This window comes from Ruficoccus amylovorans, assembly GCF_014230085.1.
Lineage (GTDB): Bacteria > Verrucomicrobiota > Verrucomicrobiia > Opitutales > Cerasicoccaceae > Ruficoccus > Ruficoccus amylovorans.
This window is the reverse complement of sequence record NZ_JACHVB010000021.1, coordinates 125,564-149,205: the sequence shown is the minus strand read 5'-3', so window position 1 is coordinate 149,205 and position 23,642 is coordinate 125,564. Positions and strand designations below refer to the sequence as shown.

21 protein-coding genes and 1 tRNA gene are annotated in these 23,642 nt (G+C 57.2%); 5 read left to right on the top strand and 17 right to left on the bottom strand.

Annotated elements, in window-relative coordinates; all coding sequences use genetic code 11:
* Positions 1 to 32: 32 nt before the first annotated feature.
* A complete protein-coding gene (locus H5P28_RS09070) occupies positions 33 to 2,381 on the bottom strand; it encodes an alpha-L-rhamnosidase (RefSeq protein ID WP_281398151.1) in 2,349 nt (782 codons plus the stop codon).
* 70 nt (positions 2,382 to 2,451) lie between these two features.
* Here H5P28_RS09070 and H5P28_RS09065 point away from each other — a divergent pair, with 70 nt between their 5' ends.
* The gene (locus H5P28_RS09065; RefSeq protein ID WP_185675389.1) at positions 2,452 to 3,327 is read left to right on the top strand and encodes a helix-turn-helix domain-containing protein; all 876 of its coding nucleotides are present in this window, start codon (positions 2,452 to 2,454) and stop codon (positions 3,325 to 3,327) included.
* A 60-nt stretch (positions 3,328 to 3,387) separates the two neighbouring features.
* Here H5P28_RS09065 and H5P28_RS09060 read toward each other — a convergent pair whose 3' ends face one another.
* From H5P28_RS09060 to H5P28_RS09050, 3 genes are all read right to left on the bottom strand, one after another.
* The gene (locus H5P28_RS09060; RefSeq protein ID WP_185675388.1) at positions 3,388 to 5,436 is read right to left on the bottom strand and encodes a mechanosensitive ion channel family protein; all 2,049 of its coding nucleotides are present in this window, start codon (positions 5,434 to 5,436) and stop codon (positions 3,388 to 3,390) included.
* A gap of 73 nt (positions 5,437 to 5,509) precedes the next feature.
* Positions 5,510 to 6,166, bottom strand: a complete 657-nt coding sequence (locus H5P28_RS09055) for a GOLPH3/VPS74 family protein (RefSeq protein ID WP_185675387.1) — start codon at positions 6,164 to 6,166, stop codon at positions 5,510 to 5,512.
* Between the two features lie 11 nt (positions 6,167 to 6,177).
* A complete protein-coding gene (locus H5P28_RS09050; RefSeq protein ID WP_185675386.1) occupies positions 6,178 to 6,510 on the bottom strand; it encodes a hypothetical protein in 333 nt (110 codons plus the stop codon).
* A 775-nt stretch (positions 6,511 to 7,285) separates the two neighbouring features.
* On the opposite strand from H5P28_RS09050, the gene H5P28_RS09045 reads away from it, so the two are divergent.
* Positions 7,286 to 7,747 (top strand): PIN domain-containing protein, encoded by a 462-nt coding sequence (locus H5P28_RS09045; RefSeq protein ID WP_185675385.1) that lies wholly within the window; start codon positions 7,286 to 7,288, stop codon positions 7,745 to 7,747.
* Positions 7,748 to 8,519: 772 nt separating this feature from the next.
* On the opposite strand, the gene H5P28_RS09040 is transcribed toward H5P28_RS09045, so the two are convergent.
* From H5P28_RS09040 to H5P28_RS19995, 10 genes are all read right to left on the bottom strand, one after another.
* A complete protein-coding gene (locus H5P28_RS09040; protein WP_185675384.1) occupies positions 8,520 to 8,963 on the bottom strand; it encodes a hypothetical protein in 444 nt (147 codons plus the stop codon).
* A gap of 565 nt (positions 8,964 to 9,528) precedes the next feature.
* On the bottom strand, positions 9,529 to 10,032 hold the full coding sequence (locus tag H5P28_RS09035) for a hypothetical protein (RefSeq protein WP_185675383.1): 504 nt from the start codon (positions 10,030 to 10,032) through the stop codon (positions 9,529 to 9,531).
* A 168-nt stretch (positions 10,033 to 10,200) separates the two neighbouring features.
* A complete protein-coding gene (locus tag H5P28_RS09030; RefSeq protein ID WP_185675382.1) occupies positions 10,201 to 11,262 on the bottom strand; it encodes a KAP family P-loop NTPase fold protein in 1,062 nt (353 codons plus the stop codon).
* Between the two features lie 98 nt (positions 11,263 to 11,360).
* Positions 11,361 to 11,831, bottom strand: coding sequence for a hypothetical protein (locus H5P28_RS09025; protein WP_185675381.1), 471 nt, complete (start codon positions 11,829 to 11,831; stop codon positions 11,361 to 11,363).
* Positions 11,832 to 12,116: 285 nt separating this feature from the next.
* Positions 12,117 to 14,090 (bottom strand): rep family protein, encoded by a 1,974-nt coding sequence (locus H5P28_RS09020; RefSeq protein WP_185675380.1) that lies wholly within the window; start codon positions 14,088 to 14,090, stop codon positions 12,117 to 12,119.
* Entirely contained in the window at positions 14,087 to 14,314 is a 228-nt protein-coding gene (locus tag H5P28_RS20110) for a helix-turn-helix domain-containing protein (protein ID WP_425504454.1), read from the bottom strand. The genes H5P28_RS09020 and H5P28_RS20110 overlap by 4 nt, the downstream gene beginning before the upstream one ends.
* A 76-nt stretch (positions 14,315 to 14,390) precedes the next feature.
* Positions 14,391 to 15,485 (bottom strand): hypothetical protein, encoded by a 1,095-nt coding sequence (locus H5P28_RS09015; RefSeq protein WP_185675379.1) that lies wholly within the window; start codon positions 15,483 to 15,485, stop codon positions 14,391 to 14,393.
* Between the two features lie 64 nt (positions 15,486 to 15,549).
* Complete coding sequence (locus tag H5P28_RS09010) at positions 15,550 to 15,837, bottom strand: ribbon-helix-helix domain-containing protein (RefSeq protein ID WP_185675378.1); 288 nt, start codon at positions 15,835 to 15,837, stop codon at positions 15,550 to 15,552.
* 53 nt (positions 15,838 to 15,890) lie between these two features.
* Positions 15,891 to 16,184 (bottom strand): hypothetical protein, encoded by a 294-nt coding sequence (locus H5P28_RS09005; RefSeq protein WP_185675377.1) that lies wholly within the window; start codon positions 16,182 to 16,184, stop codon positions 15,891 to 15,893.
* Positions 16,185 to 16,205: 21 nt separating this feature from the next.
* The gene (locus tag H5P28_RS19995; RefSeq protein ID WP_185675376.1) at positions 16,206 to 17,273 is read right to left on the bottom strand and encodes a tyrosine-type recombinase/integrase; all 1,068 of its coding nucleotides are present in this window, start codon (positions 17,271 to 17,273) and stop codon (positions 16,206 to 16,208) included.
* Between the two features lie 80 nt (positions 17,274 to 17,353).
* Here H5P28_RS19995 and H5P28_RS08995 point away from each other — a divergent pair.
* Together H5P28_RS08995 and H5P28_RS08990 are read left to right on the top strand one after the other, a co-directional pair.
* Positions 17,354 to 17,429 (top strand) — tRNA-Lys (locus tag H5P28_RS08995).
* A gap of 216 nt (positions 17,430 to 17,645) precedes the next feature.
* On the top strand, positions 17,646 to 18,311 hold the full coding sequence (locus tag H5P28_RS08990) for a response regulator (RefSeq protein ID WP_185675375.1): 666 nt from the start codon (positions 17,646 to 17,648) through the stop codon (positions 18,309 to 18,311).
* Between the two features lie 181 nt (positions 18,312 to 18,492).
* Here H5P28_RS08990 and H5P28_RS08985 read toward each other — a convergent pair whose 3' ends face one another.
* Positions 18,493 to 19,341: a sirohydrochlorin chelatase gene (locus H5P28_RS08985; RefSeq protein WP_185675374.1), complete on the bottom strand. Its 849-nt coding sequence runs from the start codon at positions 19,339 to 19,341 to the stop codon at positions 18,493 to 18,495.
* Positions 19,342 to 19,397: 56 nt separating this feature from the next.
* On the opposite strand from H5P28_RS08985, the gene H5P28_RS08980 reads away from it, so the two are divergent.
* Positions 19,398 to 19,961, top strand: coding sequence for an OmpA family protein (locus H5P28_RS08980; protein WP_185675373.1), 564 nt, complete (start codon positions 19,398 to 19,400; stop codon positions 19,959 to 19,961).
* A 128-nt stretch (positions 19,962 to 20,089) separates the two neighbouring features.
* Here the strand turns inward: H5P28_RS08980 and H5P28_RS08975 are convergent, their stop codons facing one another.
* Positions 20,090 to 21,475, bottom strand: coding sequence for a M20/M25/M40 family metallo-hydrolase (locus H5P28_RS08975; protein WP_185675372.1), 1,386 nt, complete (start codon positions 21,473 to 21,475; stop codon positions 20,090 to 20,092).
* Between the two features lie 384 nt (positions 21,476 to 21,859).
* Entirely contained in the window at positions 21,860 to 23,401 is a 1,542-nt protein-coding gene (purH, locus tag H5P28_RS08970; RefSeq protein WP_185675371.1) for a bifunctional phosphoribosylaminoimidazolecarboxamide formyltransferase/IMP cyclohydrolase, read from the bottom strand.
* Between the last annotated feature and the right edge of the window lie 241 nt (positions 23,402 to 23,642).

Below are 23,642 nucleotides of genomic sequence, written 5' to 3'. Positions count from 1 at the left end.
AGAACTTGGCCAACACGACGCCCGGGCGTGTTTTAGAACTTCTTTCCCGTGCTGGTCCGGTTGATTTTGAAGCGATGAGAACCAGACTCTAATTCCCCGCCGGAAAAACCATAACCGGTGGGCGGGTCGAAGCAGGCCCGTGAACCGGCGGGCACTTCCAGTTCCACGCTCAATCCCTGATCAGCGTCGAGCTCCCACTTGATGGCGATCAGGCCCTGCGGCGACTCCAGCGTGGCCTCGGCCCAGCGAATCGTCCCGCCAGGACGCGGGCGAAAAACGATCTTCCGATAGCCCGGCTCCTGCGGGTCCAGCTCAATACCCGCCAGCGAGCGGTACATCCAGGCGCCCACCGCGCCGTAGGCGTAATGATTAAAGGAGTTCATGCGCGGATGCTGAAAGCCCTGCTCCGGGGTCCACCCGTCCCAATGTTCCCAGATCGTGGTGGCACCGTTACGGATCGGGAACAGCCACGAGGGATAAGTCTCCTGCTCCAGCAGGCGGTAGGCAACATCGAGATGGCCCGTATCCTCCAACACGTCGAGCAGGTAGGGCGTGCCGACGAAACCCGTCGTCAGGTGCCAGCCGTGTTGCTCGATGTCGCGCACGAGATCCGCCGCCACCACCTTGCGCGCTTCCTCCGGGAGCAGGTCAAAGTGCAGTGCCAGCAGGTAAGAAGTCTGCGTGTCAGAGGTGAGCTTGCCCTCCGGGGTGACAAAGCGTCGGCGGAACGCTTCGACGATTGTCCCCCGCAGTTCGCGGTAAGCGGCAGCGTCGTCCTCGCGATCGAGGATGGTGGCGATCTTTGCCATCAGTTCCGCGTCGTACGCGAAAAACGCCGTCCCGATCAGGTCGCGCGGAGTCCGCCCCTCGAAGCCCTCGGAACCGTCCTTGGCCAGCCAGTCCCCGAAGCCACCCCAGCCGCCCAGGCCGGGGTGTGAGCGGATCAGGTCACGGCTCCGGTGCAGGCGGATGAACTCCACATACCGCGCCATGCTCTCGTAATTATCACGCAGGATCTGCTCGTCGCCATAGCACAGGTAGATGGTCCAGGGACAGATGACAACGGCATCCGCCCAGGCCGGGCCACCGTCCTCGTCCATCCACTCACGGTTGGGATCGTCGGAGGGCACGAAGCTCATGTATGGCGCGGTGATGGCGATCCCGCCCCGTGCCGACTGCGTGTCCCGCAGGTCACGCATCCACTTGTGGAAAAACTCGCGCACATCCATGTTGAAGCAGGCCGTGCGGACAAACACCTGCGCGTCGCCGGTCCACCCCAGGCGCTCGTCCCGCTGTGGGCAATCCGTGGGCACTTCGAGGAAATTGCTCTTCTGCCCCCAGAGAATGTTGTGCTGGAGTTGGTTCAACCCCTCGTGCGAGCAGCGAAAGGAACCGGTCAGAGCCAAATCATTATGAAGCACGACGGCACTCAACTCCAGGCGGTCGTCCGATCCCCAGCCGCTCACATCGGCCTCGACATAACGAAAACCGTGAAAAGTAAAACGCGGCTCCCAACACTCCTCACCGCCACCCCGACAGGTGTAGGTATCGGTTGCCTTGGCCCCGCGCAGATTCAGGGTGTAAATGCTGCCGTCCGGATTCAAGACCTCGGCATGACGCAGGCGAACGACTTTACCCCGGGCGGCATTCGCCTTGAGCCGCACCCGGCCCGCGAAGTTCTGCCCGAAATCGTAAATGCGCACCGGGCGCACCGTCCCGTCCTCTTCTGTCACTTCGCTTTCCCGCACCTCGACCGGTTCAAGTGTTTCCATCCTTCTGACCGGCGGGCAGAGCGCTTCGTTCAGTTCCGGGAGCGGATCGGGCACAAACACCTCGGCCGGAGCCCAGTCCTCATCGTCGTAGCCCGGCTCGGCCCAGCCCGGTAACTCCAGCCGGGCGTCAAACTCTTCCCCCATCAGCAAGTCAGCCTTGACGACTGCGCCCCTTGCCCAGCGCCACTGTTCGTCCGTCACAATCGAGCGCGTCCGCCCGTCGGCGTAGCTGATTTTCAGGCGCACGAGGACGGCCGGACGTTCGCCGTACTGCTGACGGTCAAGCCAGGAAATATGTCCGCAGTACCATCCGTCACCCAGGATGGCACCGAGGACATTCTCCCCGGGCCGCACCAACGCCGACACATCGTAGCTCTGATAAGGGACGCGCTTGCGGTAGTCCGTCCAGCCGGGAGTCAGCACGCGGTCACCGACAACCTGGCCGTTGAGACGGGCTTCATAAAGCCCAAGCGCCGTTATAAACAAGCGGCAACGGACAGGCTCCCCCTCCACCCGAAAACTGTAACGCAAGTAGGGGGACGCCAAATCCTGTTTATTCCCGGCCGCCGGAGCCGATATCCATTTCGCCGATTCAAAAGGGGATAACATGCCACCAGTATAGCCTTCTCCGCAGTGGGATCTCCTTGATTAAGACGACAATTTCAAGCACGATTACGCCATGTCTGAATCCATCCTGTTGAGCAGGCAGTATCTGTTCGCGCATACCTCCACTCCGATTCGCGTCATGCGCATCGACGACCAGGAGCCGACGCAGCCTCATCAGCACGAGTTTGCTGAGATTATCTTTATTTTGTCAGGGTCGGGCGTCCATGAAACGGGACAATTTCGCCATCATATCCATCCCGGTGACGTCATGGTCATCCGGCGCAGGCGTAGCCACGCCTACCGGGAAACGCGCGCGCTTAACCTCATAAACCTGCTCGTATCCGAACCAGTTCTGGAAAATATCGCCAGCCATCTTGGAAGCCTGCCTGGCTTTCATTCTCTCTTCACGTTTGAGTTTACCCGCTGGGAGCAGAAGGACTTCCGGCAGCGGCTTTGCCTGAATGCCGCCGACCTGCGAACGGCCTGCGCGGATATTTCGATGATCGAGGAAGAGCTCGCCCACGGCGGGGAGACCGGCAGCTATCTGGCACGGGCACGGCTATCCACCCTGCTCGCCCTGCTTGCCCGCCGCTACGGGACGCACAGCCGGGGCTCGGCAGGTCTCGACCAGCGGCTGGGACAGGTATTATCCAGTATCGACGCAGACCCCGCCGCCCCTCGCAGCCTGTCGGAGATGGCCCGCGCTGCCGCCATGTCCGAACGCTCCTTTCAGCGTTACTTCCAGAAAGCCACTGGCACCTCACCCGCGACCTACCTGCTGCGCAAGCGCATCCAACTGGCCGAGCCCCTCCTGCGCGACCACAACCCGCCGCGTTCGCTGACCGAGATCGCCTTCCTCTGCGGCTTCAACGACAGCAACTACCTTTCACGCCAGTTCAAGAAACTCCACGGCATTTCGCCCCGAGAGTACCGGAACAAACACCGCTAAAAGCCCCGAGTCGCCTGTCGGCCAGATCGGCTTCAGACCAGCCAGCGATTGCCGACCGCCTCAGGACTTGCTTCCGGAAGCGGGAGGTTCGCGGCGGGGACTCTCCGCTTCGCGCAGACCGGCCAGCGGTAAGTCGTCCTCGTCGCCGTTGACTTCGCGACTGCCAATCTCCAGCGGACGGGAAGGATCTCCGGCCAGTTGAAGCCGCTGCGCGGGAAGGGCAAGCCGCAAGCCAGCTTCCTCGAAGCGGCTCATGATCTCGCGATTGATGCGCTGTGTGTGTTCGAGATAGTCCCAATACTGCGGCGGGTGAAACCAATAGATGACCAGCAGGTTGAGCGAAGCCGGGTTGAACTCGTTAAAGAAGATGCGCGGCGGATAGCCCGGCTGGTTAATCTCCTCATTGACGAGCCGCGGACGGTCTTCCAGCTCGGGATTCGCTGCGATTTCCACCTCGGTTCGGGGGACCTCGTGCACCGCCAGCAAGTCGCGAACGATTTGCACCGCCTCCTCGACTTTATCCGACGGGGTATCCAGCGGAAGCGCCAGATTCATCATGCGGCGAATAAACGGACGCTCAGAAATATTCTCGATGTCGGCCCGGGCGACATCCTCGTTCGGCAGGCAGGCCAGATGGCCGTCCAACTGCCGGATCTTGGTCGAACGCAGCCCGATCTCCTCAACAAAACCATCGTGGCCACGCACCTTCACGCGCTGGCCGATTTTGAACGGCTTGTCCAACAACAGCATGATGCTGCCAAAGATATTCCTCAATGACTCTTGTGCCGCCAGGGCCACAGCCAGACCCGTCACCCCGGCCCCGGCCAGAACCGTTGCCAGCGTGAAGCCCATCCGCTGCAACCCCTCCAGCAGGACCACGGCCGCCACCACGATACTGGCCAGACGCAGGCCAAAGCGGATCAGGTAGGAGTTCACGCCCTTTTTATCAAAGCGCGGGGCCAGAAAAATAATCTCCATCAACACACCTCCTCCGACCAGGATCATCGCCACCAAACTGAGCAAGGCGACCCCTTCCTCCACGTAGTGGACAATCCGGAGCACCTTTCCCGTCAGGAAGACGTGCTCACTGAAAAACCAGTTCAACTTGCCCGCCAGGTAGATAATCAGCAACGGCAACAACAGCCACAGGGCGCTGCCTACTGCCCGCGGAAGACGCTGCGAACAAGCCCGCAGCAAACGCTTGAGAGCCAGCACCAGCAGGACCGCCCCCAAGGTCAGGATGAGCACGATGGAGAACTGCCACAGACGCATCCCCCACAAATCCCGGCGCATCCAGCCCGGCAGCGAGTCGATTAACACGTCCGGGATTCCCGGTCCCGGCGTATTGAAGTACGCCTCGCGCAATCCGGCGAACTCGGGATAAACATACGTGTGGTGCTCGACGCGCTGGGCCATGGTCCGCGCGTTGAGGGCCGTATAGAGGGAGAACTGGAACCGTCCCTTAAACTCCCCCGAATCGATATAGGAGATCTCGATCGGGCTGCCATACACATTCCAGATACCGGGGAAGCCGTCCTTCATCTCTTTGAAGGCCTCGGTCCGGTCCGGCAGGGTATCCGACGGCGGCAAGTCAAAGTGGGCGATGGCATCACGGAGATAGACGGCCGCCTCCATACCCACGTCACTGCGCAGAGAGGGGGCGACTTCCCTTAGATCGAACAGGTTGACGATCTGCTCCTCCAGATAGACCAAACGGGCGTGATTGGCGTAGGTAAAACCGTTTTCCTGCACCTCCTGGCTGTACTCGTCCATCAGCCGCAACATCGACTCCCAAGTCCGCCGGGGGCTGGAAAGCCGGGCAAAGTTCACCGTTTTCTGGTAGTCGCGGATGCTCCCACGCTGGCTCGGAATCGAAATAACCGGCCGCCGGTTCCCTGAAAAATCCTCCGGTTCGGCCATATCCCCGTAAGCTGACTCCACCTTGGCGGGCTGCTCAACGGGCACCTGGCTTGCGGACACTTCCCCGCCGGGCTGTTCCAGGCCTGGTGTATCCCCGACATGCTGCCCGCCCGATCCGTCTTCACCGGCATAGGCCGCAACAGCACAAATCGCCAGGCCAACCGTCAGACCGCACAACCATCGACGCATAGATAAAATCATAGGTACGCGTAATATGCCTATGGCAAAAGCCCCCGGGGTCAAGTCAGCCCGCCGGTACCGGTCAGGGTTCTTCCCCCGCCGCCAACTCCAGCAGCGAACGCTCTCCAATGCTGGAAACAGCTTCGATGATCGCCTGCCCGACAAAGTCCATCGCGGCAATCGCCTTTAACCGCTCCCGGCACTGCGCGTACTCCTGCACCGAGAAAAGGAAGCGGTGCAGCTTGCAGGCCTCTCCCAGCGCGACCAGCACGACCTCGTGCGGGCTGGGGATCTCCTCCGGATCCAGTGCCAACGCGCGGATGCGGTCCACCACATTGTCGTAGAGTTCTCCATCGGCCAGCGGATGCCGCATGGGGCGCTTGATCCACAGGAAAGAATCCGCCTTCTGGCTCAAGATTCCCTGGTCCACCAGCCGGCGCAGCGTCCGGCCGATCAGCATATTGCCCTGCAAGCCCAGCCGTGCCAAGGCCTGCCGCAGCGGAATGCGGTCGCTACCCTCGCGGATCGTCTGCAAGGCCGCGTCCAGAAACTGGCTGCGGCGGACGCTCTCCTCCAGCACGACCACGGTGCCCGGCTCAGTGTCGATGATCCCGTGGAAGGCCATTTCCAGCAGGAGCGCCCCGGCGAGGGAAAGCTCCAGCGACTTGCGCGGAAGAGGTTGAAACTTGCCCGTGTCGGGATCGAGGGCCAGGAGGATCAACTCTTCTGCAAAGGTCATGGAATGGCTCTTTATTGTTTACGGTTCGGAGCGTTGACCTTGGAGCCGGTGGAAACCGCGGGACTGTCCTTATCCTCCTGAGCTTCCTGAGCGGCCTTCCAGTCCAGGTAATCCTGATAGGTCAACGGATGGTCAATCGGCTCCGGCGAGACAATCTTAACCCAGCGATTCGTCCCCGGCACCTGGACCGGGTACTCGTAGGTGGTCTCCTCGTAGCCGAACATAAAATTCTGGAAATCCTTGTTGCTGGTGGACATCCCCTGAGAGACGGGAGATTCGCAACCACTCATCCACAGCGCCCCTGCACACAAGAGCCCGGCCACGAAAACAGAAGGGAATTTCATGAAAGCGAACGTACCCGCCTCCTGCCAATCTGCAATCCTTTTGCGCCCGGAGCACAGTCGTGCGAACGCCCGCCCAAGCACTCCCATGCGGCGAAATACTCCAGCAAACCTCTTAACGACGGGAACACCAGAACAAACCTGGCGAATCGCCGTTCTGCCAACTTTCGGTCTTGAGTCTGCCGCGATTTCTTAATTAGCTTGCCGTTTTTCCTGATTCGAGCATTACGTACGCATTCATCGGTGCAACACGACATGGACATTCAGCAATCCACACAAATCCAGGGGTCTTTACCCTCTGGACAGTTTTGCTTGAATGGATCATGGCAATTCGCACCATCTTCTTACGTATCAATATTTTTGGGTCGGTAGCTCAATCGGTAGAGCAGTGGCCTTTTAAGCCTTCCTGATGGTTTAGACTGCGTTAGACTCCCCTCGTCCACACTGGACATTCAATTGATAATCAATGGCTTGAGTCGCATTACGAATGGACTCCGCGAGACTGAAATGGACTCTGTTTTTCGCATTGGGTTACAGGTAGCGGGTTACAAGTGACAAACCTATCCGCTAATTTCGCCATTAAACGACTGGTAATGCACACAACTGCACACACACGCATAGTAACGCACAAAATAGTCGTTAAAATGCACATAATGCTTGCAGCTAACCAGCGTATAGCCGATATTTAGTCATCCTCCCCGTGGGAATCCAGTTCCATTGTGAGCTGGCCTCACGGCCCCCCCTAGGCTACGGTCTAGGGGATTTTTTTTGCCCCGACATGGAAGAACCCGCCAACCGAACAGCTTTCTTCGTAGATGGATTCAACCTCTATCATTCCGTTTGCGAAGCCGAAAAAGACACCGACGAACGCCCGTTGAAATGGCTCGATATCGCGGCCATGTGCGAATCCACCCTGCACCTCATCGGCAAAACAGCCCGGTTCGCTGGCGTCCATTACTTTTCCGCCTATGCGGATCACCTCTCCGAACAGGCCCCGGATAAAGTTCAACGTCACAAGATATTCGTCCGGGCCTTGACGGCCACCCGGCGAGTCAAGGTCCACTTGGGGCACTTTCGCAAGCGTGATACCTTTATCAAGGAACTAGCCCAACTCTGCCCGGAGTCATTCACGCTCAGCCTGAAAACCTACCTCGAACACCAGTTCCCCGAGCGAATTCGCCTCCCCAGCAAGAAATACGTGGTCATGCCCCCAAGCTGGGGGACTCAGCCTCCCGCATGAAGCACCGCATTCGGCATCCGTGACTCAACCTGGGCGAGTCACACAAATACCCTCTCAACAATCGGGGCAGGGATCGGGCCGGGAATCCATTCAGCCTGGCCAGACACAGCCTTTTGTGCCCGCAAATGCGGACAAACCGCTTCCCTGAGCCGCAAATCCTCCAACCAAACGCAATCGACGGGCATTCGCTTGTTGCGTCGCAAACAAATGGATCGCAAACCGTTGTTGCGGCTCCGCAATCCACGCAGACACAGGGGACAAACGATTTGCGACTGACCAGGGGAGCCTGTTCGGGCCGCAAACAACAGCCACATTTGCGGGATCGTTTACGTCCGGAGAGTCACAACAAACGCCGCAATCGGCGGGATTTTCTGCCAACGCCGAGAGCAGTTCCAGACCGGGCGAATACGGTTTCCGCAAACGCTGTCCAATCACTCCCAAGACAGCTTTTGCCGATAGACATGCTTCACCTTGGGGTAGTCTCGGCTTTCCAATTGCGTAAGCCGGGCATGGGAAACCTCCCTGAGTGTGAGCTTGCGGGGCAGATACTTGCGGCCCCGGCATATAGAGCACGAACAGGACGGTAGCGGTGTCTTGTTCAACATCCCCAGACACGGCTTCTCGGCAGGTGACGATCCCCAATAATGGGCGCGCCTGCGCATCAGCTTGTCACGTTGTTTTCTCCTGAATGCCCGGCCTCTCATCTTGCGCCCTCTGATTGCGATACCTGAATTTGAACGAAAAGAACTCCGTGAAGCAAGTTTCCTTGTGGCTAAGCATCGAGATCGAAAAGCGAAATGCGGATCAGGTTCCAGTGCAAAATACCCTTTAATTGCTTGCGAACTGGTGTCAGGCGTTTGTGCCAGTGAATGTGCCTTCGGATGCGGAGGCGCACCGGCCAAAGACTCTCCGCTTTGCTTCTGGCAGGCTGCCGGGATTCCCCAGCTTGGTCCACGGGTTCACCGGACACGACCCGCTGAAGCTCTTCCCTGAATTCTTCGAGAGATAGCGTTTCCGTATCCTCGTCTTCGCGTGAGCATTGCCGAAGTAAACGCCGGTACGCAGGCGTTAATTTCTTAAAATATCGTATACGTCTTGAATGGTAGGCACTCAACATCCCTGTTGACGCCCGCACGAAAGTCGAGCCTTTTGAACAATCGGCAGGCAGGACATCAAACCCGGAGACGGGGTTGACTCCGGCAGGGCTCAAGGCCATAGGTTGACCCGTGAAAGACAAGCCAGAACCCGTAGATGCCGATCCCATCCCAAGTATAAAGCGGCGCATCATCAATGCAGTTCACGGGAAGGGATGCAGATCATTCAGCTATGACGAGTTCTGTAAGCGGGTCGATGAGGTTTGCGACAAGATAAGGGAAAAACACAACAAGCAAAAGCCTACCCAATAGGCCCCCGCGTCGAGTCACATCAATCGCCCTCCCACACCCGCCATGCGTCTCGCGTAGTTGGTGTGACTCAGCTCCGGCTTTTGCCGATTTCGCAAGATGAGTAGGTGTCCCGGCCCACGAAACAACATACGTGCGGTCACAAACATTGCCCAGCCCTCACATCGATCACCGTACCTCCCGTAGCGATCGATCAGTCACAATTTAAACAACGCCTGGCCAATCACACATCCCACAAAACAGAACACAGCCGAAGCGGGATCTTGCACCGTCATTTCTGGCGTTGGTGCAGGTGCCTATCGAGCAACGCCATTTTCGATGCTGGTGGACGGATACTGACAGGCAGGCTCATGCCGTCACATCAGGCCAGATGTCATATCATTCATGATGAACAGCAAGCTCAATTGCTGGACAAATTGATTTACGCAAGATGTCAGCGCTGAAAGCGAACGTTCTTTGGTCGGTATAACCTACAAACAACGTATTTGCATAGTTCTTCGAGATCGGGGCATCCAGCATAGTCCTCAGGAAGTTTCGCTCATTGATTCTGGAAACTATCTTTCTATACTCGTTCACCGCAATGGCGGGATCAGGATATGGAAGAAGCAACATGATATCCTCAAGAAAAGAATAGTCAAAATTTGGCCATCTACTACGGAGTGCATCATCTCCCTTCCTAAAGATGATAGCCTCCATTGCCTTCGCCCCTGATATCCGTCTACCAACAATCTTAAGGTACAACTCAGGATCGCAAACGCTAACAACAGAAAGTGTAGATGCACACGCCACAATTGATTCACGAATATCCCAAGCCTTTGAGCGATCAACCGCGACTGGGAGAGTCAAGGCAAGACGTTTAACAATGAGATTTATCTTTCTCATACTAACCCCGTATGACCATAGAATGAAACAAGCACTAGTGTCGTGTTAGCTAAGTTCTTAACAAATGTTAATGGCCACAAAAAGGCACAAGAAGCACAGAAAACTTCGTGGATACAGATGTCGCTCTGCGTCTTTGCGCCTCTGCGGTGAAAATATTTTTATCAGGAACTAAGCTAACGGGACACTAGTAAGACGCTTGAGCATGTGCGTCCGGACCTGCTGATCCTCCCCGTTAATAGAGCATAGGACACCCTCCATGCTTGCACGAAGGGCACCTTCATCAACATCCCACGCCAACTTGCTCTCTAAATCAAAGAACCTCTCCAAATATCCATCCGCGTCAGTCTGAGCGCCATACACTTGACGGATCATGTGACAAAGCTGAGTGCGGTCGAGCGCCACGATGAAGCAGATTCCTTCCGCAGAGAAGAGATGCTTTATGCGCTCAAGAACTTCTATGGTAAACGATGGCCTGCATCGGTCCAGTTCATCAACCAACACGACAATCGGCATCTCGGGATCAATGGGAAGGTCATCGCCGGGCTGATCTTCTCTGACAACATGAGCAAGTTCACTCAACGCATGCACAAATGCAGAAAGCTCCTTCGTTTCCTCGCCGTAGTCTTCAATGGCTTTTTCGGACAGGCGCTTGGCCTCTTCAGCAGCACAAAGGGCTTTATCCGGGTCTATTGCCCCTGCTACCGCCTTCACTGCCTCTACTGATCCGGGAGCCCCGTAATTTGCGGCAGCCTCCAAGCCTAGCTTCAACAAGCCCGGCGCTATAGCCCGAGCGACTGCCCCGGCTCTGCGCAATACATCCTTGGCTTTCTGAGGAAGTTTTCCCTTCGGGTATAAATCACGAATCTGCGAATAAATCTGCCCAAATAGCGGCACGAAAGGGTCAGGCAAATAATCGCTCTCCCATGCATTGAACCGAAGAACGACACAGCCTTTATATTGCAACAAACGCTCAAGCAGATTGAGAAACGAGGTTTTTCCATGCCCCCAAGGGGCATCCAAGCAATAGGTAAAGGGGGACTCGATATGTCGCATATAGCTGACAATGGCTTGAGCGTGTTCTCTGCGCTCAAGAACGTCTTCCTTAAAGATGCTCTTAACAATCTCTTCGTCACCTTTCCCGTCAGTTTGAAGCTGTCTTATTTCAGCAATGGATGGGGCCTTGATCGGTTCGGGGCGCAATTTAATTTTAAAGCTCTGTTGTTCGTCCATAGGGCAATGGATGATACGCCCCGACATGATACAATCAAACAAATACAACAATGCCCCGCCGACTGACGGCGGGGCACGTGAAGCAGTGGAGCCAGAGGTTACTTGTCCGCCCCCTCGTAAGCGCCGTTGAATTCACGGCACTTTTCGCAGAAGCTCTCGAAGGCTTTTGCGCCCTTGCGGGCAAGCTCCCGCTCATTGTCCCAGTCAACCAACTGGACTTTCCGAAGCAGGCCCAAGAGGGTGTCGTCCGAAATCTTGGGCACACGGGGCACCATGCCGATTTCTGAGACTCGCCAGGTGACTTGGAATTCCTCGTCCCGGCCCAAGGCCAGACTGAATTCAAAGTCGTCGGGAATGATCCCGGCAAGGTGCTCGCGCAACTTGTCGATCTGCACGTCCGCTTCGGTCGCAAGCTGCTTCACCGCTTTCGAGTCGGCAGAGGGCAGCTTGCTCTCTTCGTTGAAAAGGACAGCTTCATTTCCCGTAAAGCCATCCTCGTTTTTGTCTTCTTTCAGCCATGACCAGAGAGCGGCAAGCCCGCTGGCCCCAATGATTGCTTGAATTAGCATTTTCTTGTTATTTTTAGTTTTTGTTTCATGTTTCCCGGCCTGTCCGGGAAAAGTTTTATCGGGCGATCATTTGGAACAACTCGCCCACGGCGGCAGAGGCATTTTCTGAGTCACACGAAACGGCGGCGTCAGGCGCATCGTGGCGAAAGAACGATGCCATTGCGCCCTCGCTGCCGATCGTTATGCAGAAGCGCAAATCACTATTCGCACTCATACGTTTCAACACGCGTTGCATGTGTTGAGCGCAACGCCTGAGTTCATTTATTTGTGACCGATGGTGATTATTCATTGACTTATCCTCACGTATGCTAAAGGTTCCTCATACACACCCAAAGAGGGGAGGCCCGTTTCGCCATGGCGTACGGGCTTTTCCGTATCCGGGTACCGCGATTGCAGCGCGGACCGCCCGGATTTCGCGCCTGCGGCGCGACACCCAAAGAGGAGAGGCCCGCTCACCGGCCCCGGCCTTTTCCGTGACGGATGGGCCGTACCGGCCGCCACCGTCATTTCCGGCGTTGCCGGGGACACGCTGACACTGCCGTCATCCCAAGGGGTAGGCGGATAAACCGTGCGTTGCGCCCGGTAAAAGCTCTCGGGCGGATGCCATGAGTTGGGATGCTCCCAAATACCGGGAACCGTGAATAACTGCCGTTGCTCCGCAGGTGGGACAGTTACGACACTATTGTGAACAGAAATATGCTCCAGCATTTGCCCGGCCCGGTAGGCAGGCCCGGCAGCCTCCAGAAGCTCACGAAAACGGCTGTCGTTGCGGATTTCATCCTCTCCGGCCTCGATATCACCCATCACAAGCAAGCACGGCTCAGAGAGCGTGCTGGCAGCCGGTAGGGGTTGCGTACGGGCCAGCACAGCGCAACCGCCGTTTCCCGGCTCGCTGATCGCGATATTGCCCTCAACAAGTTCTTCGTCGGAAAGCTCGGCGTCATCCTTGTCCTTTTCGCAATGGCGGTTCCAGTCTTTGACTGTGCGCCACTTCCAACCGTTCGACTTACACGGGCGAACCAGCTTCAAGCGGTGTTCCTTAAAGTGATTGATCGACTCTTTCAGGGAGCCGAGCGGCTGGCATAGCCGCAACTTGAACAGGGCATCGTACAACTCGATCAACGTCTTGTTGTCCAGCTCAAGCACGGCCTGCGGCTTGACCACGTACTTACAAGCCTCGCGCGGCTTGGCGAGCTTGCCTGATTCCCGAAAGTAATTGCCGCCAAAGTGCGCCTTGATCCGAGCACGCAAGACCTGCCATTGCTCGGGCGGGATAAAATGCTTCTGGTTGACGATGATGTGCGCGTGTGGGTGAAAGGTCCACTCCCCCGCCTCATCCTGCTCAGGCGTCCCGATCTCCGTGGACCGCCACACAATCTCATAGTGCTTTTTGAACCACGGCTTTGCGTTCAGCTTCGAGGTTTTGCGCTGCAAATCCTGAATGCGCTCCCGCAATTCATCGACACAACAACGTGCGCCCGTTGTGGGCACAAACATCCTCGCAAACGGATGGCGGTTGCACCACCATTCGAGGAACTTCAAGTGCGTGCCCCGGCGCATCTTCGCCTGCCAAGGCAGGAACCGGATGTTCCGGTAGGTGGGAAGCCGTTGTTTGCACTTCGTCAGAGCCGAATAACGCCACAATGGTTGTGCTGATTCCGGCCACGGATTGCGAGATACCGACTGCTCAAGTTCGGCATCATAATACCCATCGGCCAAGCGTGTTGCGATTTCATCTGACATGCGGATCAATTCCGCCTGATCGGCAACCAGCTTCTCATAGGACTCAACCGGAATGCTCTCTCCGCTGTAGGAACGGCAAATATCCAGATATTCAGACTCGGGAGCCCGGAAATCTTCGGTTTCAGTACCCTCAAAACCCAACCGCTCCAGCAAATCCCACGCGTTTGCGGTTTGCGGTTGTGACTCGCCGGCAGCAACAACACACAAACCGGACTTGCAATCATCGGTTGAACCGGGGTTTGCCTGGCCAGTCGCAAATGATTTGCTTCCCGTATTTATGCGGGTTGCATGGGCACAACGATCATTTGCGGCGCTCGTTGCGGAACGCTCATTTGCGCTGCAATCAGCAAGCGAATTGCTGTTGTCGCAAACAGCCGACAGGCATTCCGCCTTGACAGACGGGGACGCAAATGTCTTTCTGTCACAAGAATCCGATCCGCAAAAACTGGATTTTCCTGAAGCCTGAGAGGTGGCCGCCTCTCGGGCTTCTCTTTTATCTGGAGGGCCGGTTATCACGCAACCTCCACGGGTTGCGATGTTTCATCCAGAAAGCGCTGAATCTCGCGAACAGCGAACCGGGGTCGCCCCAAGGCGTAGGATGCGCGAAGCAAACCACGCTGCCGGAGCCGGTCAACAGACTTGGGGCAAATCCCCAATGCCTGGGCAGTTTCATCCCTCGTCAGAGCAAGCCTGCCCTGCAAAGGTACGGAGGTGTTATTGTCGGGTGTTGCGGTGGACATGCAGGCACGCTCTCACGCCTGCATACAACTGTCACAGTGAGGGTTATTGAAATAACCCTCTCCTTGGACAATTCAGCTACTCGTCATCATCAAAGTCGAACTCCGGTTTTTGTATCCATCCCAGTCCACTGGACCACTCTCCGTCTGGTTCCAACTCTTCGAGGCTTTTGATGTGCTTCCACAGTGGCTCTGAATTGCTTTTGCGTTTAGCAATGTAACCGCCATGGGCAAACCATTTGAGGATCACCTCCGCTTTATTCATCTGAACGGCCAAGCGTTCTTGGGACGCTTCTTTCCTTTTTAGGTAGCTGAGTTCATTTTCGTTTCCCTTGATCGGATCATACAGTGCGAAATACTCATCCCATGCATAATCAAGTATTGCATTGCGGCGTCTAAAGACTGAAAGCCATTCGAGTCCTTGATTTTGGTCAAAAGGAAATGGCTGACCGTAAACACCGATTTGCTTGCTGGTGTAGAGTGCGGCTGGGCCTCTTCCATATCTATAGCGAGGTGGCCGATTCTCTCGCAAAAACTGCTCAAAGTACTTCATCAGTATTTTGTCTGGGTAGGCCCAATTGACCTCCATCAACGATGCGGTTGTAAAACCATGTACCAGAGGCTTGAGTGGCCGATCAGTCGGGCGGTAAGTTGACGGAGCCATCCATGCTGTATCATTTTCGACGTCGCATGCCTCACCCATGTAGCTTGTCCACACATGAGCATTCCCTCTGCCGGGATGCATGAAATAGAGTGGATTTGGTGAACGATTACTCCAATTCCGAGCATATCGTACGAACCAATCTACAAATGGATTTGCTATCGAGATTGGCTTATTCTCACCCAACTTGGGGTTCTTGAGATACCGAAGCACAGCCAATAGAAATGGGCCTAAATGGTGGCCTGCAAGCTCGTCACGCCTTTTCATCATCCGAGCATCCAAGTCTTCTCCCTCTTCGGGTGTCTCTATCCCGTAATCCTTGTACCCTTCCCAAGGAATTGGGCTCGGCACATTGCCGACATAGCAGACTTCTTCGATAAGTTTCGCAAACTCAGGGTACAGCGTGCAGGCAGTCCTTGCGTATTCGTAGCAAAACACAAGGCACAGGCCCCATTCAGCAACCGCAGAATCAAAAGTCCATTCGGACTCTGGTAGCATAGCTGGTTTTTTCATAGCACCCAATTGAAGCGGGCCGGGAATCATAACCCGACCCGCAATGTTTATTACCTAATATCGTTTAGAAATTAATAGTGTACCATTCTCGATCAAACTCCCCATCCTCAATATGACTGACAAGCCCCACAAAGATATCTTCACGGCTAAAGTTCTTGTAACAATTGAAGCCAAGGCAGTGCCGGAGTGAGAACTTCACGATGTCCTCTTCGCATACATCAAGAGCCTCGGCAATATTTCTGATGCCCTTGGCCTCTTCTTGGGTGAATTCGATGGCAAATTGAGTCTTGGCGGGAATGGATGCGCTCTGGCTTCCATGACTTTGCATCTCTACAACAGTTGTATCGCTCATTTTCGTATCCTTTATTTATTGATTATGAGTCCATTAGCCTTAACGCATTCTCGTCAGTATGTAGCTTCAAGGCGGCTTCTTTCATGTGTAATCCTGCCGTCCTCCATGCAATTGGCCATGGCGTTAAAAACGTCCTCCTGACTGAACCCTTCATACTGATTGAACCCCAAAGAATCCCGAAGCGAAAAGCGGATGATCGTTTCCTCTGGAATGCTTGTCAGCTTTGCGATCCTGCGTATCCCATCGGCTTCCTCTTGGGTAAACTCGACGGTGAACTGAGTCTTGGAGAAAATGGAAACGTCGCTGTTTCCATGACTATGTACTTCTTTGATGGCTGTAACGCTCATATTGATACTTTCGGTTGATGGTTAAGCTTTCATCAGTTTGGCCATTTCGGCGGAATGGGTATCGCGCAGATGGCCGTAGGTTTTAGCGACCAGCAAGCCACCGTCTTTGTGACCGACCCAAGCCGCAATGGTCTTAAAATCGATTCCGGCTTCGATGGCGTTGCTGACGAAATAATGGCGCATGGAATGATGCGTGAAGTGTGGCAACTCAGCTTTGGCGCAGGCCGATTGCAGGGCTTGCTTGGCACTGTCTATGCCAATAAGTAAATCCGAAGCGGCAGGCCGTCCCCCGACCGCCTTCTTGAGCCGCTTGAGGAAATCCTTGAAGCCCGGGAACAACGGCACAACCCGCACATCCCCGTTTTTGGTACCTGCCTGCCCACCAGTGACGGTGAATAGTTCGCGCTGAAAGTCGATATCTCCCCAGCGCATGGCCGTAGCCTCCCCTACCCGCATCCCCGAACAGGCAAGGCATTCCACCAGAAAGGCCCCCTTCGCCGTCCGCACTGCCCGAGGGTTATCCTCGCGCATGGTTTGCAACAGCAGGCGATATTGCTCCCGAGTCGGGATAATGATCTGCGGCTTCGCAATCTTGCGCCGGTCGATCTGCCGGGCCGGGTTGTCGAGAATCAGCCCATCGCGCACGGCCATATCAAGAATGCCGATGAGGGCATCCCGTTCCTTATTGAAGGTCGAAGCTGAAACGTCAGGACTACGCCCCACATGCCAAGCCTCGCAATCGCGGATCGTGATATCCCGCACCCGCTTGATGCCAAAGTAATAGGTGAGTTGTTTGACCGAAGCCTCCCGGCGCGTGTTTGTGCGGCTCTTGTGACCGGCCTGGGAAATGTTCAGCCACGTCAAAGAAAATTCCTTGAAGGTGACAGCCTTGTCCCCGGCCTGCTTGTACATTCTATCTACCTTGCGGCGGAAATCGACCAGCTTGCGCTCGGCCAGCTTGCGGTCCTTTGTCCGTAAAGATCGACGAATTTGCTTGCCAGCCCTCTTGACGAGAGCGTAGTAAACCCCGCTTTGCGAATGGCGATAAAGGCACTCAGCTACCTTTACGTACTCTGGAGAACTTGACACGGTTTTGAGGATGCGGTTACAGGTATGGGTGACAAGTTAAAGTTTGCAAAGAGTCATAACATACTGATTTTCAATCAGATGGGTCGGTAGCTCAATCGGTAGAGCAGTGGCCTTTTAAGCCATTGGTTCTGGGTTCGAGTCCCAGCCGGCCTACCATTTTTCTCCCCTGTCCACGAGGGAGCTTTGTAAAGGAATTCTTAAAAATCCCGTGATGGGAACAACAGGTTAAAAATACTTTACAATGAGGGGATCATACTAAACCGTTTAGCCCACTGGAGTGCAGGCCTGCTGAAGGGCACACTTCAGGCTAAACCCTAATTGGGCTCGCGTACCCGCTGTATTTCTGTTTATTTGCCATTCAAAAGCTCTCACATGAAGAAAGTTGTTATCGTAGAGGATCAGACTGCCGTCCGGGAGATGATCTCCCAAATCGTTCAGTCTGACCCGTCCTTTGAAGTAGTCGCCGAACCCGGCGACGGTCAGGAAGCCTACAACCTCGTCATGGAGCTGAAGCCCGACTTCGTGATCCTCGACGTCATGCTTCCCGGCCTCAACGGCGCCGAAGTCCTGCGGCGCTTCGCCAAGCACCTGAAAAACACGCGGGTGCTTGTCTTCTCCGGCTATCAGAACCCGTCCCTCGTGCGTGAACTCCTCCAGGCCGGTGCCCACGGCTTTGTCGAGAAATCAGCCCCCCTGAGCGAGTTGAAGAAGGGTATCGAGATCGTCGCCAACGGCGGCAGCTATTTCGGCCCCGAAGTCGCCCAGATGCTGCGCGAAGCCGTGCTCAATCCCAATGCCTCCAACCGTAAGGGCGTGGATGTGCTGACGGCCCGCGAGCGCGAAATCCTCCAACTCATCGCCGAAAGCCACAGCACGAAGGAAGTCGCCCAAAAGCTTAACATCAGCGTAAAAACGGCCGAAAACCACCGTACAAACCTGATGAAGAAGCTCGACCTGCACGATGTGGCCAGCCTCACCCGCTACGCCATCCAGCAGGGCCTGATCGAGGGCGTCCTCCCCGTCACAAGCGAAGCCTGAGGCGGTTCAAGCGTCCCAGCCTCCCTCCTGTGGCAGGGCAGATTTTTCTGGAGCAAGCCTCTTACAAGCTGTCTTTTGAATGCTGACGCATCGTCTCGGAGATGCGCGGTGTGCCGCAATGGTTAGCCGTTATCCCCGTGAAGCATTCAAAGCGAACTCCCCCCGAATAGGGCTGACCGTATCAGACCAACTGGCGTAAACGCCGCACCAACAGCTCAATCAAGGCGGGATCCTCGGCCAGCAGCGCGGTTCGGAAAGTTTTCAAGGCAGGCGACTCGGCCTCGGCTCGCGCACAGATACCGGCAACGTCTCCCTCCGCTCCGGCGTGGCGACCTGGCTGGAGAAAGAGCATGCTCACGACAACGGACGCTTCCCGCCAAGCCGGCTGCACGAGGAGTTTTTCCAGCAGCGGCTCGTTAAAGTCATATTTTACGCCCTCGCGCCGCTCCATCGAGCAGGGGGCGACCAACTCTACCTCCTCCCCCAGCAAGCACCCCACTTGGGCCGCCAGGCGGTCACGCACCTGCGTCACGGCCTCGATCGGCGAACCGTGGTCCACCAGCGCGACCCGAGGGCGCGTCAACCCCTGCTCGGCCATCGTTGCGTGGACCGCACGCGCCAGCATGCCAGCGACAACCTCGTCACCGGAGCCGTCAGGCGGACACAGACAGGGAGCGGTCGTCACACACAGATCCGGCGCTTTTTCCTGCAAGGTCGCGCTCTGGGCCGGGATAAAAACGGTCAAGGCCCGGCTCGGCCCCAGAAAAAGCGGAACCACCCGGAAATCCCGTTTTCCCAGTTTCAGTTGATCCTCGATAAACGGAACAAAGCTCCAGGCCGGTTTCCCGCCGAGTCGCTCCGGGTCCACCCGGTCGGAGTGCTGGAGAGAGACCGCGTGCACCTGCTCGCCAACGGCACTCCCCAGCGCCACCGCCAACTCCCGCAGACTTAGGGTTGCCTCTGGACGCAGAGATCCATTATCTACCAGCAGATAAACCGGCTTGTCATCGTTTTTGCCCTGTTTTAACATGTGCGTTACGAAATTCCTTGCCCAGACAATAAGATTCAAACATCAGTAAGAATCAAATGAAGAAGGTCAGTCTTTACCTCGCCAGCCTCAGTCTTTGCGCCGTTCTGTTCAGTGGGTGCGAATCCGATCCCGAAATCACACCGGAAGATACGCTCTCCAGCACCGTCGGCGCCGACCGCCCCGACTGGATCAACCCGGACGCGATCAGCGCCAACAGCGGTGACTCCCTGACCATGCGCGACGCACGCTTTTCAGATATGAACGGCGGTATCGCCGGGGACGACAGTGTCATGGCCATCGTGCAATTCGGCTTCGACGAGTTCACCGTCCAGCCCTCCGAGCACGGCAAGCTCAATGAAGTCGTCAACTTCATGAACAGCAACCCGAACTCCCGCGCCATCTGCGAAGGGCACACCGACTGGTACGGCACGACCGAGTACAACCTCGGCCTCGGTGACCGCCGCGCCCGCGCTGTCATGGACTACCTTGTGCGCCAGGGCATCGCCCCGACCCGCATCGAAGTTCTCTCCCTCGGCGAACTCGAAGCCGACCAGGACCTGCCCAAGACCGACTCCCGCGTCATCGACGACCGCCGGGTCGAAGTCAAAGTGGTCGAATAACCGGCCTTCGACTGAACCCTTTCATCACAAAAAACCTCCGCTGCATGCGGAGGTTTTTTTGTTGGCCGGTATAGCCGATAAATCCATCCCTGGTCGCGTTGCCGCGCAGGGTCGGGCCCCACGGCCCGTCAATCCGCCGGATAGGCCATCCGGTAGAGGATATCCTCATAGGCGTTGATCCCCTTCTCCATCATATCGAGCTCAAAGCTCTCATTGGGCGCGTGCAGGTTGTCGCGCGGGGTAAACAGCCCGATCATGAGCGAATCCAGCCCGGTCTTTTCCTTCATGTCGCGGATGATCGGGATGCTCCCGCCCTCGCGCAGGTAGAGGGGCTTTTTCCCGAACGCGCCCTCGATGGCCAGTTCCGCCGCCGCGCAGGCGCGGGCAAAGACCGGCGAGAGGTCCGAAGCGGTGTTCGGGCGGCCGGGAGGCGCCACGTAGTAGGGGCTGCCCCCTTTGTCCACCTTGACTTCGATGGACACCTCGGGCGGGCAGCGCTCCAGCAGCATGGCCTTGACCTTGGCCACGATATCGTCCTCCTCCTGATCCGGCACCAGCCGACAGGTGATTTTGACAAAGGCTTTTGACGGGATCACGGTCTTGCTCCCCTCCCCCTGGTAGCCGCCGCCGATACCATTGAACTCCAGCGTCGGGAAAAAGCGCACCAACTCGAACGGCGTCGCCCCGCCGGGGCTGAGAAAACCGGGCACGCCCAGCAGGTCGCGGTACTGCTCCTCCGTACCGGGCAGGCGGGCCAGTTCCTCGCGTTCCCATTGGAGCGGTTCGCCCACCGCGTCGTAAAAGCCGGGCACATTGACCCGCCCGTCCCCATCGTGCAGCGAGGCGCACAACGTAGCCAACGCCTGAATCGGGTTGAGCACGGGGCCGCCGTTCACGCCCGAGTGCAGGTCCACCGCCGGGCCGGTCAGCGTGACTTCCATCCCGACCATGCCGCGCAGGCCGGTCGTGATCACGATTTGCTCCGTGCCGGGGCTGCCCGTATCCGAGACCAGGATCATGTCCGCCTTCGAGAGGCGATCAGCGTATTTTTCCAGAAAACCGGGGAAACTCGGGCTACCCATCTCCTCCTCGCCTTCGATCAGGAAGGTTATCCGCAGCGGCAGGTCCGGGTGCTTCTCCAGCAGGCGCGAGAGCGCGGTCAACTGCACGGCCTGCGGCCCCTTGTTGTCGGCGGTGCCGCGCCCGTACAAACGCCCGTCGCGCACCTCCGGCTCGAAGGCCGGGCTCTTCCACAACTCAAAGGGATCGGCGGGCTGCACGTCGTAGTGCCCGTAAATGACAATGTGTGGCACGTCGTCGCGATCCGGGCCGCGCTCGGCCAGCATGATCGGGTGCTTCGGCGTGGCGACTTCCTCCACCTCGAAGCCGAGCCCGGCGAGCGCGTGTTTAACGTAGTCGCGCGCGCCCTTCATCCCCGCCGAATAGGCGGAATCGGTCGAGACACTGGGAAAGCTCGCGTACTTGGTCAGAAAGGGAATCGGGTCAATAGCCATGGGAATATTCAGATAAGGCCGCTATCTCAGAATGAATCTGATCAACAGATATATATAGCGGAAGAAGGTTATGCACAGAATCACTGAAACGCCGACAAAAGTCCACAACGATGCCCTTATCACACAGGAAATATAAGCAACGTGAACATCCGTCTGCTCGACCGTCCGGAAGAACAGCTTCAGTTCCTCCTCGGGAGCATCCCATCCCCGAAGCATATACAAACTGACAATGGTCTGGTTCGGCGTAGCGTGAAAACCGACCCAGACCGTCAACAAGTAGAGGCAAAACGTGCAGGTTGCCATCCAGCACAAGCCGGTAATGGCCAAGACATACGGATAAATATCGTCCGTCAGACGTCTCGGCATTGACGTGCCTTTACTTCATCAATGTTTGAAATGCCGTTTACCGGTGAAGACCATGGCCAGGCCGCGTTCGTTGGCGGCCTTGATGACTTCCTCGTCGCGGACGGAGCCGCCCGGCTGGATGGCGGCGGTGGCCCCGGCCTCGGCGGCGGCGATGAGGCCGTCGGCGAAGGGGAAGAACGCGTCGGAGGCGACCACCGAGCCCTTGAGCGACAGTCCGGCCTGACCGGCCTTCCAGACGGCGATCTGGGAGCTGTCCACCCGGCTCATCTGTCCGGCACCGATGCCCAGCGTGCGCTCGGCCCCGGCGTAAACGATGGCGTTGGACTTGACGTGTTTGACGACTTTCCAGCCAAAGCGCATGGCCGCCCATTCCTCTTCCGTGGGCTGGCGTTCGGTCACGACCTTCCAGTCCGAGGGCTTGTCCGGGTACTGGTCGCGGTCCTGCAGGAGCAGGCCACCGACGACGGACTTGACCTCGGTCAGCGAGTCGGCTCTGAGGTAGTCGCGGGCGACCATCAGGCGCAGGTTCTTCTTTTTCCCGAAAACCTCGCGCGCGGCGGGCGTGAACTCGGGCGCGATGATGACTTCGCAGAAAATCCCGGCAATCACCTTGGCCAGATCGGCGTCGATGGTGCGGTTCGAGACGATGATACCGCCGAAGGGAGCCTGCTTGTCCGTCTCGAAGGCCTGTTCCCAGCAGGTGAGCAGGTCCATCTCGCTGGCCACGCCGCAGGGGTTGGTGTGCTTGAGGATGGCGACGGTGGGCTTCTCGAACTCGCCGATCAGGTAAGTGGCGGCGGTGATGTCGATGATGTTGTTGTAGGAAAGTTCCTTCCCCTGAAGCTGCTCGAAGCACTCGTGGAAGCGCCCGTAGAGCGCCGCCTGCTGGTGGGGGTTTTCGCCATAGCGCAGGACCTGGGCGCGGGGGAGCTGAAGGCTCAGGCGCTCGGGCAGGCCGAGGGCCGAGCTTTCGCCCACCTGGCCTTCGAGGTAGGCGGCGATGGCACCGTCGTAGGAGGAGGTGCGCTGGAAGACCTTGAGCGCGAGCTTGCGGCGCAGGAGGGTGAGCGCGTCGCCACCGGCGGCGAGGGCGTCGAGCACGGGCGCGTAGTCGTCCGCGTCACAGACAACGGTCACGCTGGCGTGGTTCTTCGCGGCGGAACGGAGCATGGAGGGGCCGCCGATGTCGATGTTTTCGATGGCTTCCTCAAACGTGCAGTCGCGGCGAGCGACGGTTTCCTCAAAGGGATAAAGGTTCACGCAGACCAGGTCGATCATGTCGATCCCGTGCTCCTTGGCCTGGGCGAGGTGGTCCTCCTTATCGCGGCGGCAGAGCAGGCCGCCGTGGACCTTCGGGTGCAGGGTCTTGATCCGCCCCTCCATCATTTCCGGAAAGCCGGTGTACTCGCTCACGTCGGTGACGGGGAGCCCCTGCTCCCGCAGGAGCTTGGCCGTGCCCCCGGTGGAGAGGATGCCGTAGCCGTGTTGTTCGACGAGGCCCTTCGCGAAATCCACGAGGCCGGTTTTATCGCTGACCGAAATTAGCGCCCATTTACTCATCCGAACTACCCTGCCCCGCCTTCCCTCCGGCGCAAGTCAAAAGCTCATCACTTGCTCACGACCAATCCGCCCTCCATATTAGCAGTGATATAACCAACCATAAGTCGCAAAATTAATGGCACATTCATGCCATTAAAACTCGACACGAAGCCACTCATCTTCTTTTAATCCAAACCATGAAGCGCCGCTGCGGCTCCGAATTCATGATCACCTGCACTTGCCTGCAGAAGATCATGGCGTG

Bases quoted from the DNA above. Each gene is read 5' to 3' on its own strand.
- H5P28_RS08980 (WP_185675373.1), top strand. From the start codon at position 19,398: ATGAAGAAGGTCAGTCTTTACCTCGCCAGCCTCAGTCTTTGCGCCGTT.
- H5P28_RS09055 (WP_185675387.1), bottom strand. From the start codon at position 6,166: ATGACCTTTGCAGAAGAGTTGATCCTCCTGGCCCTCGATCCCGACACG.
- H5P28_RS09060 (WP_185675388.1), bottom strand. From the start codon at position 5,436: ATGCGTCGATGGTTGTGCGGTCTGACGGTTGGCCTGGCGATTTGTGCT.
- H5P28_RS09025 (WP_185675381.1), bottom strand. From the start codon at position 11,831: ATGCTAATTCAAGCAATCATTGGGGCCAGCGGGCTTGCCGCTCTCTGG.
- H5P28_RS09010 (WP_185675378.1), bottom strand. From the start codon at position 15,837: ATGAGCGATACAACTGTTGTAGAGATGCAAAGTCATGGAAGCCAGAGC.
- H5P28_RS08975 (WP_185675372.1), bottom strand. From the start codon at position 21,475: ATGGCTATTGACCCGATTCCCTTTCTGACCAAGTACGCGAGCTTTCCC.
- H5P28_RS09050 (WP_185675386.1), bottom strand. From the start codon at position 6,510: ATGAAATTCCCTTCTGTTTTCGTGGCCGGGCTCTTGTGTGCAGGGGCG.
- H5P28_RS09035 (WP_185675383.1), bottom strand. From the start codon at position 10,032: ATGAGAAAGATAAATCTCATTGTTAAACGTCTTGCCTTGACTCTCCCA.
- H5P28_RS20110 (WP_425504454.1), bottom strand. From the start codon at position 14,314: ATGTCCACCGCAACACCCGACAATAACACCTCCGTACCTTTGCAGGGC.
- H5P28_RS09065 (WP_185675389.1), top strand. From the start codon at position 2,452: ATGTCTGAATCCATCCTGTTGAGCAGGCAGTATCTGTTCGCGCATACC.
- H5P28_RS08985 (WP_185675374.1), bottom strand. From the start codon at position 19,341: ATGTTAAAACAGGGCAAAAACGATGACAAGCCGGTTTATCTGCTGGTA.
- H5P28_RS09070 (WP_281398151.1), bottom strand. From the start codon at position 2,381: ATGTTATCCCCTTTTGAATCGGCGAAATGGATATCGGCTCCGGCGGCC.
- H5P28_RS09030 (WP_185675382.1), bottom strand. From the start codon at position 11,262: ATGGACGAACAACAGAGCTTTAAAATTAAATTGCGCCCCGAACCGATC.
- H5P28_RS09005 (WP_185675377.1), bottom strand. From the start codon at position 16,184: ATGAGCGTTACAGCCATCAAAGAAGTACATAGTCATGGAAACAGCGAC.
- H5P28_RS09045 (WP_185675385.1), top strand. From the start codon at position 7,286: ATGGAAGAACCCGCCAACCGAACAGCTTTCTTCGTAGATGGATTCAAC.
- H5P28_RS08990 (WP_185675375.1), top strand. From the start codon at position 17,646: ATGAAGAAAGTTGTTATCGTAGAGGATCAGACTGCCGTCCGGGAGATG.
- H5P28_RS09040 (WP_185675384.1), bottom strand. From the start codon at position 8,963: ATGGCCTTGAGCCCTGCCGGAGTCAACCCCGTCTCCGGGTTTGATGTC.
- purH (WP_185675371.1), bottom strand. From the start codon at position 23,401: ATGAGTAAATGGGCGCTAATTTCGGTCAGCGATAAAACCGGCCTCGTG.
- H5P28_RS09015 (WP_185675379.1), bottom strand. From the start codon at position 15,485: ATGAAAAAACCAGCTATGCTACCAGAGTCCGAATGGACTTTTGATTCT.